The 13601-nt window shown below is 47.2% G+C and carries 13 protein-coding genes; 12 read left to right on the top strand and 1 reads right to left on the bottom strand.

Annotation, left to right across the window (positions count from 1 at the left end; genetic code table 11):
* Positions 1–15: 15 nt before the first annotated feature.
* The 9 genes from DWW23_RS23520 (at position 16) to DWW23_RS23560 (ending at position 8197) form a co-directional block, all read left to right on the top strand.
* Complete coding sequence (locus tag DWW23_RS23520) at positions 16–330, top strand: hypothetical protein (RefSeq protein WP_147382646.1); 315 nt, start codon at positions 16–18, stop codon at positions 328–330.
* On the top strand, positions 327–620 hold the full coding sequence (locus DWW23_RS23525; protein WP_122356797.1) for a hypothetical protein: 294 nt from the start codon (positions 327–329) through the stop codon (positions 618–620). The genes DWW23_RS23520 and DWW23_RS23525 overlap by 4 nt, the downstream gene beginning before the upstream one ends.
* An 11-nt stretch (positions 621–631) precedes the next feature.
* Positions 632–1462, top strand: coding sequence for a hypothetical protein (locus tag DWW23_RS23530; RefSeq protein ID WP_122356799.1), 831 nt, complete (start codon positions 632–634; stop codon positions 1460–1462).
* A gap of 1 nt (position 1463) precedes the next feature.
* Positions 1464–2234 (top strand): hypothetical protein, encoded by a 771-nt coding sequence (locus DWW23_RS23535; protein ID WP_122356801.1) that lies wholly within the window; start codon positions 1464–1466, stop codon positions 2232–2234.
* Positions 2235–2260: 26 nt separating this feature from the next.
* Positions 2261–3697, top strand: coding sequence for a hypothetical protein (locus DWW23_RS23540; protein ID WP_122356803.1), 1437 nt, complete (start codon positions 2261–2263; stop codon positions 3695–3697).
* Between the two features lie 497 nt (positions 3698–4194).
* Complete coding sequence (locus DWW23_RS23545; protein WP_122356805.1) at positions 4195–5520, top strand: RNA-directed DNA polymerase; 1326 nt, start codon at positions 4195–4197, stop codon at positions 5518–5520.
* A gap of 11 nt (positions 5521–5531) precedes the next feature.
* Complete coding sequence (locus DWW23_RS23550) at positions 5532–5945, top strand: hypothetical protein (protein ID WP_122356807.1); 414 nt, start codon at positions 5532–5534, stop codon at positions 5943–5945.
* A gap of 180 nt (positions 5946–6125) precedes the next feature.
* A complete protein-coding gene (locus DWW23_RS23555) occupies positions 6126–6932 on the top strand; it encodes a DNA adenine methylase (protein WP_122356809.1) in 807 nt (268 codons plus the stop codon).
* A 224-nt stretch (positions 6933–7156) separates the two neighbouring features.
* Positions 7157–8197, top strand: coding sequence for a hypothetical protein (locus DWW23_RS23560; protein ID WP_233564435.1), 1041 nt, complete (start codon positions 7157–7159; stop codon positions 8195–8197).
* 91 nt (positions 8198–8288) lie between these two features.
* Here DWW23_RS23560 and DWW23_RS23565 read toward each other — a convergent pair whose 3' ends face one another.
* The gene (locus tag DWW23_RS23565; RefSeq protein WP_122356811.1) at positions 8289–8951 is read right to left on the bottom strand and encodes a glycine zipper family protein; all 663 of its coding nucleotides are present in this window, start codon (positions 8949–8951) and stop codon (positions 8289–8291) included.
* A gap of 132 nt (positions 8952–9083) precedes the next feature.
* On the opposite strand from DWW23_RS23565, the gene DWW23_RS23570 reads away from it, so the two are divergent.
* The 3 genes from DWW23_RS23570 (at position 9084) to DWW23_RS23580 (ending at position 13422) form a co-directional block, all read left to right on the top strand.
* Positions 9084–11012 (top strand): AAA domain-containing protein, encoded by a 1929-nt coding sequence (locus tag DWW23_RS23570; RefSeq protein WP_122356813.1) that lies wholly within the window; start codon positions 9084–9086, stop codon positions 11010–11012.
* 92 nt (positions 11013–11104) lie between these two features.
* A complete protein-coding gene (locus tag DWW23_RS23575; RefSeq protein WP_122356815.1) occupies positions 11105–12337 on the top strand; it encodes a Cof-type HAD-IIB family hydrolase in 1233 nt (410 codons plus the stop codon).
* On the top strand, positions 12334–13422 hold the full coding sequence (locus DWW23_RS23580; RefSeq protein ID WP_122356817.1) for an isochorismate synthase: 1089 nt from the start codon (positions 12334–12336) through the stop codon (positions 13420–13422). The genes DWW23_RS23575 and DWW23_RS23580 overlap by 4 nt, the downstream gene beginning before the upstream one ends.
* Positions 13423–13601 lie beyond the last annotated feature (179 nt).

Genomic DNA, 13601 nt, shown 5'->3' on the forward strand with positions numbered 1-13601 from the left:
TTAAAGATGCAGAATATGAAAGTGAATTTTAAAGAAATGCCGGTTGAAGTGAAATTCGAGGAACCGGAAGTGATGGATGTAAGGCATACGGTTGGTAACACAATCAACCGTTCAACTGCTGAAATTGGCCTGGCTGATTTAGCCCGGCAAATATACTACGATGATAACCCGGTCGAAATACCGGAAGTTTACCGTCCGGTGATTATCGCCATTATCACGGATGCGGATAATATACTGGGTGCCGGGAAAAAAGCGATAATCAGCGCACTTACTCCCGTCCCGGCTGAAAATGCTGAAGAACTTGAAACTGTTAATACAACCGAAAAATGAAACAAGTAGAAGAAAAAAGAACGAAAGCGTTCCAGTCAGAAGTGAAAGGCACCGGCGTAGTGATAAACTACCGGGCGACATTGGTACCCGTAGAAAACGGTGAAGAAGTTAGCAACATTTACGGAACCATCTCAAAAGAGAATAAGAACGTGGGCAGCGTAAGCTATGACAAGGCGGCTGACCGTATGCACACAAGTTTTGAACCATTTTCTGCCACCACCGCAAAGGAAAGACAGGCAATCATGCCGGTCGCCGCTGCTGATGTGGCCGAAATAATCTCAAATAAGTAGGAGGCACCGGTATGGCATATAAGCGTGAAGAACTGGACTATATAGCCGCTCAATTGTTGCCTGTGGTTTTGGAAAAGCTGGGTGTTGAGTCGCAGGGTGTCTCCGAGGTTGAAATCGTGAGTGACCTGACCGGTGTATTCTCGCTTCCCGCATATAAAAAAATCGGTGGTGTAGAGAAGGTTGTGGAAGCTCCGGTTTCACTTCTCCAGGATATTGCCCTGGATACCGTGAAAGCGGCGACGGATGACGCCAAAGCGGCCACCGGTGAAGCCCGGCAGGCAACAAAGGAGACGAAGGATGCCACGGCGGACTTTACGGCTGTCCGAGGGCAGGTGATTGCCGCCGGTGATCGTGCCAACGCTGCCGCCAACAGCGTGGATGAAACAAAAGATAAAGCGGTGAAAGCTACGGCGGACGCCATTCAGGCTACCGCCGGCGCTAACGACGCTAAAAACAAAGCGAACCAGGCAGCCGACACAACCAACGCCGTAAAGGAAGCCACCATCCTGGTAAAAGATAAAGCTATTGAAGCGACCCGCAAAACGGAGGAAGCTACCGGTAAGGCTACAACGGTTACCGCTGAAGCTAAAACACAATCCGACCGGGCTAAAGAGCTGGCAGATCATCCAACCATGATGGGTGATAATGGCAACTGGTGGAAGTGGGACGTTGCATTAAAAAAATACGTTGATACGGGTGTCTTGGCAAAGGGGGGTGTTTTATATCCGACCTTTAGTATCGACCCTGAAACTTTGGAACTGGTTATGCACTACCAGGATGAGATTGCTGCTGACATGTTCAACATCGATGCAGAGGGAAATTTAACTTTTAATCCAAAATAAGATGGCAGAAGGAGAAAGAATTTTAGGAAAGGTAGCCTTTAGGGATAAGGGCACTTATAGCGCAACCGTCAAATATGCCATGTTCGACTTTATAGGAACGGATGACAGTTGCTATTTATCTATCAAAGACAACAACATCGGGCATCCGGTGACGGACATTGCCTGGTGGAAATGCCTGGCCGACGGCAAGCCGGCCACAGCCGCCGCCGCTAAAGCGCTGGCTGAAGGTGAAAACGCAAAAAAGATGGCCAGCAACGCCAGTCAGGCAACTTCCAGGGCTGAAAGTGCTACAATAAAGGCAGCCCAGGCGACTACTGACGCTAAAGCGGCCACAGAAGAAACGCTGGCTACTGCCGTTGAAGCTGAAAAGATGATTGTCTCCGGACATCAACAAATCGAAAGTATGAAAGCGGCCGAGTCCTCCCTGATGAGCCAAGCGCTGTTGGCGCCTGCTCGTATGGAGTTGACCTATAATAAGGTCATCACACGGCGTAATCCATTCGTTCAATATGTCGCTGCCCGGCTGTTTCCGTCCTATGTGCTTCAGAACGTGATTTATCAGCAACCTGTCAACGGTGGAGACTCCGTATATGTGGAACCGGACGGCAAACTGGCGATAAATAAAGCCGGTCACACGAAAATTCATGTGATTCCGACGAACAATACGAAACTCTATCAAACGATAGATGTCGAAGTCCAGGAACCGGCGATGCGTTTAACCGGTGACGGTGCCATCCGTCTGAATTCGGACGGCAGTATCAGACTAACATAGTATTCATTTAAAACAATATCAAAATTATGGCATTAACAGCAGCACAAGAGGCGACCTTGATCCAGGTTGCCGATGCCTTCACCAGAGGCAAAAAGATTAATGAGTTAAGCAAAACCAGCGGCGGCATAGAAGGCTATACTGTCGAGGTTCAGGATCATACCGGAGAGTCAAAGAACGTCGATCTCCTGCAAGCGATCAACCTTGTAAACAAGCGTATTGCTTGCCGTCGCTGGAACGAAACCCTGAGTACTCCTGTAGGTGAAGCCTTTGGTAACATCGACTTCCTTCGTGACCTCCCCAGTACGCTGGGACTGGGCTGTTACCTGGTCACCGATGACCGTGTCCGGAGAAAACTTGATCCGACAAACCACTACCGATTCCAGGACGGAAGCCCGGCGAAGCTGGACGGTACAGACGGCCAGTACATGTGGTGTTGGAACAAACATTATTATGCTTCCTGGAAGGAAGGTAACTATCTGTATGAGGCAGTAAGTACCGAGCCAATCGAAGGTAAAGAATGTTACTGCATCCCTGAAGGTGGTACGGCAGCCATCGGCGGCGGTGTTGTCGACCGCACGAACCTGATACTTTGTTCCATAATCAACGAAACGGCGCAATACCGGGGCGGCGGCAATCAAACCGACTGGGACGGCACCTACCGCACCCAACTGGGAAAAGTTGCGACGGGCATCACTTACCGCAATTATTCCACTTACGCCCGTAAACGTGGTGAAGGCTGGGACGCAAACTGGTATGTCGCTGAAGCGGTACCCGAATACCTTTTCCGGATCATCTTCGGTACCCGTCATATTCAGACCGCCGTAAACCCCGAAAAGGACGCAAACGGGCTGTATCAGGGGGGACTGGGTGCCGGTGTTACCAACATGCCGGACTGGAACGGCTACAACGGTTATAATCCTGTCGTTCCGTGTTCCGCCGGTGTCGAACTGGGCGACGGTTGCGGCGAAGCGACCTATAACGTTATGAACGCCGACGGAACCGTCCGTTATGCGGCCAAAGTCCCGGTTTTCTTCGGGCTGAAGAACTTGTACGGGCACATTTACCGTATCGTCCGGGGTATCATTATCAATGCCGGCGCCAGCAAAACAGAAGGCTACGTGGCGCCGTCGCTTTATGCTTCTTACAATGACGCCAGCCTGGACGGCATGATTAAAGCGTGCGAACTTCCCCGTTCGGAAGGTTACATAAAAAGGGTTTCCATGAATAAACTTGCGATGCTTCCGACGGAAGTCGGCGGGTCTGCTTCGACTTATTTTGCAGACTATTTTTATACAAATGCTGCCAGTTCCCAGGGTCTCCGCTGTCGTCTTGCCGGCTCTAATGCGCATGCGGGTACGAATGCGGGGTCGTCTTGTACGAATTCGCACGCTGCGGTCACGAATGCGAGTGCGAATGTCTCGGCTCCCCTCTGCTACTTTAAAGAAGACCCTGTAATAAACTAAGACATTCCTTCCGAGCGTAGCGAGGCGGAAACGGAAAAGCGAAGCGTTCTTTGAAATATTTTTCATTCCTATTAAATAAAGGTTATTCCCCGGCGGGAGTGTTCCTTCCGCCGTCAGGCGGTCGATTTTTTTTATTTTTTGGTTTTTTTGTGTAAGTGCCCGTAAAACAGTACTTTTGCGGTGATATCATAGCTCACCGGTATTTGAATATGCTAACGAGTCTAATATCAGGTTGTTTTCTTCCGGGATGAGTAGTCTCCGCTGTCGTCTTGCCGGCTCTAATGCGAATGCAGGTACGAATGCAGGGTCGTCTTATACGAATTCGAACAATGCAGTCACGAATGCGAATGCGAATGTCTCGGCTCCCCTATACTTTGCAATAGAAATTGTAGGAGTTTGAAGGAAAGACCTTGCCTCTTGGCAAAAGATAACGAAGCACAAAGGGTGTTGGTAGGCCGGCAACGGTTCGAAGGCTCCCGAATAAGCAAAGCAGAAAAATGAAAAGATACGGTAACCTTTACGAGCGTATATGCTCCATCGACAATCTACGTGAGGCGTTTGAAAACGCTTCTATCGGCAAACGTAACCGTAGCGATGTTCTGGAGTATGGTAAAAATCTGGAAGCCAACCTGGAGGAACTCCGCCGGGAACTTCTAAGCCATACTTACAAGACATCGGACTATCACATTTTTACGCTTTATGAACCCAAAGAAAGAATAATTTATAAACTCCCATTCCGTGACCGGGTCGTTCATTGGGCGATTATGCTGCTAATTGAGCCGATCTGGACACGAAACTTTACTCGTGATACTTATGCGTGTGTCAAAGGCCGGGGCATTCATCCGCTCTTAAACAAACTTCGCCGGGACTTACAGGATGATCCTGAAGGAACCGCCTACTGTTTGAAATTGGATGTCCGTAAGTTCTACCCCAGTATAAATCACGAAATCCTGAAAGAAGTAATCCGCCAGAAGATTAAAGACCCGGAGCTGTTATGGCTCCTGGACGGGATCATCGACTCAGCCGATACAGGTGTGCCCATCGGCAACTATCTCAGCCAGTTTTTTGCTAATTTGTACCTTTCAGAGCTGGATCATTTGCTAAAAGAGTCCTATGGAGTTCGGTACTACTACCGATATGCGGATGATATCGTCCTGTTAGCGGATAATAAAGAGAAGCTCCACGGCTGGCTCGTGGCAATCAATGACTACCTGAATGATTACCGGCGTCTTTCCATAAAAAAGAATTATCAGGTTTATCCGGTCGAAAGCCGGGGCGTAGACTTTATCGGATATGTCAGCTACCATACGCATGTGTTGGCACGGAAAAAGAACAAAAAGGCGCTCTGTCGTAAAGTGGCACGATTGCGCAAACGAGGGTTGCCGGATGATGAGATACGCCTTCAGGTAGCCAGCGAGATGGGATTCATGTCACATTGTAACTCAAATAACTTATTAAAAATATTAGGAATGAAAAAGTTTTCAGAAATCAGAAAAGGCCAGGGCAAACTGGACGGCGAAAAGCTGCATATAGAAGCTATCGTAGGCAAAGTAATTCAACTGACTGCATACGATATCAGCAACTCCAAATATCGGGGTGAGTTATTAACGATCCAGTACATCCTGAAGGAGGATATCCAACTTCCCGATGGTACTGTCGCTAAAGCTGGAGAGAAGCACATCAGTTTTACCGGATCAGAGGCACTGGCAAAAGTATTTAAAGAGACCGAACTGGAGGATTATCCATGTGAGGCAAAGATTATAAAACAAAATTTCGGGGACAGAGGCAATAGTTTTTATACGGTTGTCGACCCGGATGACTAAAAAAAAGAATTATGAATAAGCAAGTTTATAAAGAAAGAAGAACTTATCTACATTTTGACGCAGAGCATTATCTGCTTTACTTGAACGAAGGACGTGAAGAATATATTCCGTCAGTACCAATGCCGGCCGAAGAACCGGCAGTTGCGCCACTTTCCGAGCCTGTAACGGGCTATTCCTATGAAGGCGAGGAAACGGACGGCGGAACACTTATTGAAGCCACAGAGGCCTGCTATGAAGCCTTTGTGAATGGGCTGATCCGCAAACGCTATACTCAAAGCGAAGTGGAAGCCCTCCAGTCAAACATGCTTATCTCCCTTGCAGACCCGGATAATGAGCGTTCTGCTGAATTCCGCCAGGAATGGGATACATATCAGGCGTACCGGGAACAATGCAAAAACGACGCTAAAGCAATCCTAAATTTATAAATTGATTTTTCCGGGGGTGAAAATAAAGCCCCCGGCCGTTAGTAAAGACGCCAATCACTTACTAACAAAATGCGACACGCCGCACAGCCGAGGGCTTAATGCCTTCTGCTGCGACGTGTCGCTTTTTTATTTATAAGTGATTGGCTCTACAAAAGTAGTAACAATTAAATTCCTGACAAAATGAAAACTCCGATAAGTTATTATGGCGGCAAACAAACGATGCTTAAACACATCCTGCCGCTGATCCCGCCTCACAAAATGTACACTGAGGCGTTTTGTGGTGGCGCTGCCGTCCTGTTTGCAAAGAGAACCGCTGATGCGGAAGTTATAAATGACCTGAATATGGACTTGACAACCTTCTACTGGATGGCAAAGGTATGCTACCAGGAACTGAAGGTTGAAGTCGATAAAACGCTTCATAGCCGGGATATGCACGTCCATGCGGCACATATACTCAATTATCCGCAGTTCTTCAACCAGGCACAGCGAGCATGGGCGGTGTGGGCATTGTGTAAGATGAGCTTTGCCAGTATGATGGACGGATCGTTCGGTTATGATTTCGATGGTGGTATGCCCAAGAAGCTGGCCAATGCGAAGGATGAGTTCACAGAGCATCTGTGTGCCCGCTTGGAGAGTGTAACCATTGAGAACCGTGACGCCTTGGAGGTGATAGCCTGCTATGATAGTCCGGAGGCGTTTCACTTCGTCGATCCGCCGTATATAAACAGCGACTGCGGACATTACGAGGGATGCTTTAACGAACAGAACATGGAGGACTTGCTGAAGCTCCTGGAAGGCGTGAAGGGTAAGTTCATGCTAACTATGTTCCCGCTGCCGATGATAGAGGAATATGCAAATAGAAACGGCTGGATTATCCACAGGGTAGAACGAACTATCTCTGCATCGAAAACGAGCAGACGAAAGCAAGAAGAGTGGATGGTATGCAACTACGACAATGTACACGGAAAGCAGACCTCACTTTTTTAGTGAAATATCCCTTCTGATTACTATGTAAAGATAGGCATTTCCGTTGAATTGACAATGGCTTTTTGAGTATTTTTTGCAATAAAAAAACAGCGTTTGAATACCTATTTAAAGGTGTTCAAACGCTGTTCTATTTTTGTGTGCGTGGAATGAAACCGACCCTTTTCGTTTTGAGGTTTTTCCGGCCTGACTTTCCCGTTTCGTTTTGGGAAATTGGAAAAATCGTTTTGCGGATTATACTGGAACGCGCGCTCCCTTCACTCGAATATGTCCGGACCCATCAGCCGGAAGGTATTCCTGCTTTACATTCTGTTTCTGTTTATTCTCACAACGACTCGTTAAAACTGGATTACTGTTATCCAGATACTCTTATCACCAGACTTATCTCTCCGATTTTTGCTCCTTCTACCCCAACTCATCACCCGGAACACCATTATCAAACATTCCTGGCCACCATACCGGAAGGTGAAGATAGCTTTTTCAATATAGAATATCCGGAATTATGGATACCGACAACAATCTATGTCGTATTCCTGCTATTCCTGTTATCAGTACGGGGAGCTTGTCTTACAGCGGGAATACTTCGCCGGAAATGGGTACACATAGACGAAAGTAAGCCACAACCCCTTCCCTGCCGTTGGGGTAAAGGTCAGTGGATACAGATAACGGACACAGGAGTTTATATCTGTATCAGCGTATTTATTATGACCGGATTATTATCCATGTCACCAATCCCGAAATGGCTGGGTGACAGCCATAGGAAAAACGAAGAAAGCAAATTGCATCCGCCTCTTCGCCTGGAAGGTTTTAGTATGGACCCCGGCAAACTGCTCCAACCGGATGCTTACGGTATCTCGGCTACAGGTGGTGAAAAAGTCTGTATGCTGAAACTACGTTCGTATTTGGACAAGCCTCTGGTGGAAATTATCCGGCAGGCGGATGACGGTACCGTGCAACCGGAATATATTTACGCAGCGAAAAGTACGCCGAGGCGGTTCGTCGTTACCCGGCCGGACATTCTGCATTCACTGGAAAAACTATACGGCAAACCTATTCCTTTATTGAAGATGTCTTTATTGGAAGAATATGATGAATATTACCGTCCGGGGTCCGGCCTGAAAACGCTGCCTTTACCAGCATACAAAGTTGAAATTGACAACAAAGCACAGGACCTCTATTATTTCCCTTCTTCTAAGCCGACATATTATCATTATAATTCGAATACGAAGCTGCGGAAGAAAATTTCATCCTTGCCCGATAAGTGGTAAAGATTATTATATAAGACAAGTATGTTTCAAAAGTGCTGAATGGAACTTTTGAAACATACTCGTTTATTCTGATTTTTCCGGTTCTTATAAGCTAGTTATCAGCGCCCACCGTTTCGACAGTAAATATTTCCTCATCTGTCCCATTACCGCGTCCTTCTTCCAGACGGACACTGAAAACTGCTTCACCTGTTTTTAACTCTTGTGAGGCACGTACTGTCACTTCATACGTGATAGGCTCATCCTGTGAAACCCTGGCTATCCGCACAGGATCCGATATTTCCAGATGCTCCCCTTCTTTTATTTTCACTATGGGAACAACATTCACCGCTTCCTGAAAACTGTTATTTACGATCACGAACGAGATACGGCAAGTTTCACCGGCATCGATCTTTTGGTTATAAGTCAGGCTATCCTCATCCAGCAAGATGTCTTCTATCCTCAAGTCAGGAAGAAGCACATGAGACGATGGCGTATATTTAGCCGGTCTGCTCCGCTCGACATAAGTTTCATTATCCGTACTGGCTGCGATCGACGCTCCGGCAATACCACCGACTGCCGTTCCTATGAAAGAACCGATTTCACCTCCTCCGTCATCATCGATTGCCTCCCCGATCAATCCGCCAAAGATCCAGCCGATAAAAGAACCGACCTGTGCCCCAAAGCCGGCCTTATCTTCAGTGCTCATATTCCTCATTGCCCCGCAACCAGGCAGTATCAACAAAGAAATCATCAGGAAGAGAATTACATTTTTCATATATCAACTATTTCTTTACTGTTTACCGGCAAATAAGATCTTCCGGTTTGACTTTATGACAGCAGAAAGGGGAAAAACCCCCATCCGTTTCCTTTTTTTTATGTAAGTTTGCGGTCTCTTAAACAAAGAATAATGATCAATCAATTTCAGACTCCATCTGCAGACTTGCAACATCAGTATGATCTTCTGCAAAAAGAATTTGAATACGAAAAAGAGATGTACAGGGAGCAGACAGAGCGGACCGGAATACACCGGCGTATCCAACAGGGAGTTTGCTGGTATCCTGCTATTCCGGGAAGAAGTTATTACAATTCGCTGAACCAGCTCGTCGTCGAAGTCGAACGCCGGGATGATAAGGAGATAGAACACAATTTCGAATACGGCCGTCCGGTCTGTTTCTTCACGACAGATGTCAGCGGGAAACCCAAATACCTGAACTTTTCGGCTGTCATCAGCTATGTGCAGGATGACCGGATGGTTGTCGTCTTGCCGACACCTTCCGCTTTATTCGACCTGCAAAATGTGAACAGCGAACTGGGAGTTCAGCTTTATTTCGATGAGACAAGCTACAAAACGATGTTCAATGCACTCTCCGGTGTCATGAAAGCGAAAAACGACCGGCTGGCTTATTTACGCGACGTCTTACTCGGGAAATCACCGGTGACCCGAAGAACGCTTTTCCCCGTCCGCTTCCCGTGGTTGAATACAACCCAGGAAGAGGCAGTCAATCATGTACTGGCAACAAAAGAGGTATCGATCGTGCACGGTCCTCCCGGGACAGGGAAAACGACTACGCTGGTAGAAGCCATCTATGAAACACTGCACAGGGAAAACCAGGTAATGGTCTGTGCACAAAGCAATACGGCTGTCGACTGGATATCTGAAAAGCTGGTAGACAGGGGAATCAACGTGCTCCGCATCGGTAATCCGACACGAGTGAACGACAAGATGCTCTCATTCACCTACGAACGACGCTTCGAATCGCATCCGGACTATCCGGAACTTTGGGGAATCCGTAAGGCTATCCGGGACATACAATCTTCTTTCCGCAAGAAAAGCCATGCGGAAAAAGATACTGCCCGCAACCGCCTTTCACGCCTGCGTTTCCGGGCCACCGAACTGGAAGTAAAGATAGATACGGACCTGTTCGATGAGGCTCGTGTCATCGCATGTACCTTAGTGGGATCAGCCAACCGGGTCCTGACGAACCGGCACTTTACTACCCTGTTTATCGATGAAGCGGCACAGGCTCTGGAGGCTGCCTGCTGGATCGCGATCAATAAAGCAGACAGGGTGATACTGGCAGGCGACCACCACCAACTCCCTCCTACCATCAAATGTATAGAAGCGGCACGCGGCGGACTCGATCGCACGCTGATGCAGAAAATAGCCATCAGTAAACCTGAAACGGTATCGCTACTTAAAATACAATACCGGATGCATGACGATATTATGCGCTTTTCATCCCACTGGTTTTACCGGGATGAACTGCAGGCGGCACCGGAAGTAAAATATCGTGGTATCCTGGCTTACGATACTCCTATCGTCTGGTTCGATACGGCTGATTGTAATTTTGAAGAAGACCAACAGTCTGAAAGCCAGAGCCGGATCAACCGGCAGGAAGCAGAACTGTTGATCGAACAACTACAAAGTTATATCGAGAAGATCAGCAAAGAACGCGTGCTGGATGAGAGTATCGACTTCGGATTGATCTCTCCCTATAAATCGCAGGTACAATATATCCGGAGCCTGATCAAGCGGAACTCTTTTTTCAAACCGTTTCGGAGACTGATCACCGTACACACGGTGGACGGCTTCCAGGGACAGGAACGCGATGTGATCATGATCAGCCTGGTCCGTGCCAATGATCAGGGAAATATCGGTTTCCTGAACGATCTTCGTCGTATGAACGTCGCGATCACCCGTGCCCGCATGAAGTTGATCATCCTGGGAGACGCTTCTACCTTGACAAAGCATGCCTTTTACAGGGAACTTTACAAATATATTACGGCAAACGGCCTTGTAATTCCAATAAAACCAATCCCTGAAACGGATAAATAGTATGGTTTATCTGTATATTTCATGCAAGGATTGGTAAAAAGGTAAGTCAGAATTATGTATATTTGTCATCTAAACAAAAAAAACAGCAAGCCATGAAGTACAAATTATTAGTTTTAGACGTAGACGGGACATTGCTCAACAGCAATAAAGAGATAACTGCCCGTACCCAGGCTGCTTTACTGAAAGTTCAGCAGATGGGAATACATATTGTATTGGCATCCGGCAGACCGACCAACGGGGTCATGCCGCTGGCTAAGGCTCTGGAACTGGATCATTACGGTGGTTTCATTCTTTCATATAACGGTGGACAGATCATCAATGTACAAACGGGTGAATTACTTTTTGAAAAACGTATCAACCCGGAAATGTTGCCCTATCTGGATAAGAAAGCAAAGAAAAACGACTTTGCCATTTTCACTTACCATAAAGATTACATCCTGACGGACAAACCCGACAACAAACATGTGCAGGAAGAAGCCGCCTTGAACAATATGCGTGTGATCGGCGTCGATAATTTTCCGGAGGCTGTCGACTTCAGTCCTTGCAAATGTGTTCTTGCCAGCGACGATGAAGCAGAACTGGTAGGTTTGGAAAATCACTGGAAGAAACGTTTGGACGGTGTACTGGACGTATTCCGGTCGGAAGATTACTATCTGGAGGTTGTCCCCCAGTTTATCAACAAAGGGAATACATTGGGCGTTCTGATGGCAAAACTGAATATCACGACAGAAGAAGTGGTAGCCATCGGCGACGGTATTGCCGACGTACCGATGTTACAGCTTGCCGGAACCAGTGTTGCGATGGGCAACGCCCGCGATTCAGTAAAAAGCTGTACGGACTTTACCACTTTGGCTAACGATATGGATGGTGTTGCAGTAGCTGTGGAAACAGCGATCCTGGCAGCGATCAAACCGACGGAAGTTCCTCTGGACCAGTTGAACATACGTGCCAAACATGCACTGATGGGCAATCTGGGCATTCAATATACTTATGCTTCTGAAGACCGCGTGGAAGCAACCATGCCGGTGGACGAGCGTACACGCCAGCCTTTCGGTATCCTGCACGGTGGTGCGACACTGGCCCTGGCTGAAACTGTTGCCGGATTGGGTTCCATGATCCTGGCAAAACCGGACGAGATCGTTGTCGGAATGCAGGTAAGCGGTAGCCATATGTCATCGGCCCATGAGGGAGATACCGTACGCGCCGTAGGAACAATTATCCACAAAGGTCGTTCTTCACATGTATGGAACGTAGATGTGTTTACCTCTACCGATAAACTGGTATCCTCCATACGTGTAGTGAATAGTATATTAAAAAAGAAATGAGTTCAGAAGAAACAAGCGAAGTAATAGATTCACTGATCAGGCAGGGCCGGAGTTTTGCAATTTACCGTATACCGGGAGAAAAAGACCCGCGATTCGTCATGCAGAGTTCCGGTTCTGCCCGCCTTTTATACAGCATAGAAGAGCTGAACGGACAAACAGGATTCGTGATCGCTCCTTTCCGGGTCACCCCGGATTGTCCCATTGTATTGATCCGCCGCGATCTAACAGAGGTACCGGCTGTCTTGCCAATGGATTCCATTCGAATGGATCTGGAATTTCATCCGAATGGAACTGAAAATCCATCCGAATGGAAAACGGAAAGCGATTATATCCGTTGTTTCGATTCCTTCATCAAACCTTTGCAGGAAAAGAAACTGGATAAGCTGGTCCTTTCACGCAGTCTGACACAAAACCGTCTGTCCGGTTTTTCACCTGCAAAGGCTTTTTACAAAGCCTGCCAACAATATACCCGTTCATATGTCTATCTGTGCCATACGCCACAGACCGGGACCTGGATCGGAGGTACACCCGAAATCATCCTCTCCGGAGAAAAAGGAGCATGGAACACGGTCGCCCTGGCCGGGACACAGCCGCTTCAAAACGGCGAACTACCGACCTATTGGGACGAGAAGAATAAGAGAGAACAGCAGATTGTCGCCACCTATATCCACGACCAGCTTACTTCACTCGGTATCGACTCGGTCATGGAAGGTCCGTATTCGGCACGTGCCGGCGCTTTATGCCATCTAAAAAGCGATTTCAGGTTTACCTTGCGTGAAAACAATAAGTTGGGCAACCTGCTCAATTTGCTCCATCCTACCCCTGCCGTCTGCGGATTACCAAAAGCCGATGCTTACCGGTTCATTCTGGACCATGAAGGTTACGACCGCCGCTATTATTCCGGCTTTATCGGGTGGTTGAACCCCGAAGGCAGAACCGACCTGTACGTCAACCTGCGTTGTATGCATATCGAAGACAAAATACTTACACTTTATGCCGGAGGAGGTCTGCTCTCTTCCTCAGAGCTTAACGACGAATGGCAGGAAACGGAAGACAAACTACAAACGATGAAAGCTTTGTTGTAAAAACGACTATACGTTTCCGGTCACAAAAACAATTGTTTTCGTAACAGAATACAATTGTTTTTGTAATCAAATACAGTTGTATTCTAAAGTAAAAACAATAGTCTCTTTTATTTATTCTTATTATATATGACCTTTACTGAAAGTAGTTTACAGATAAAACATTTATTACTAAAAACAAT

It is taken from the genome of Parabacteroides sp. AF14-59, from assembly GCF_003479515.1.
GTDB classification, from domain to species: domain Bacteria; phylum Bacteroidota; class Bacteroidia; order Bacteroidales; family Tannerellaceae; genus Parabacteroides; species Parabacteroides faecis.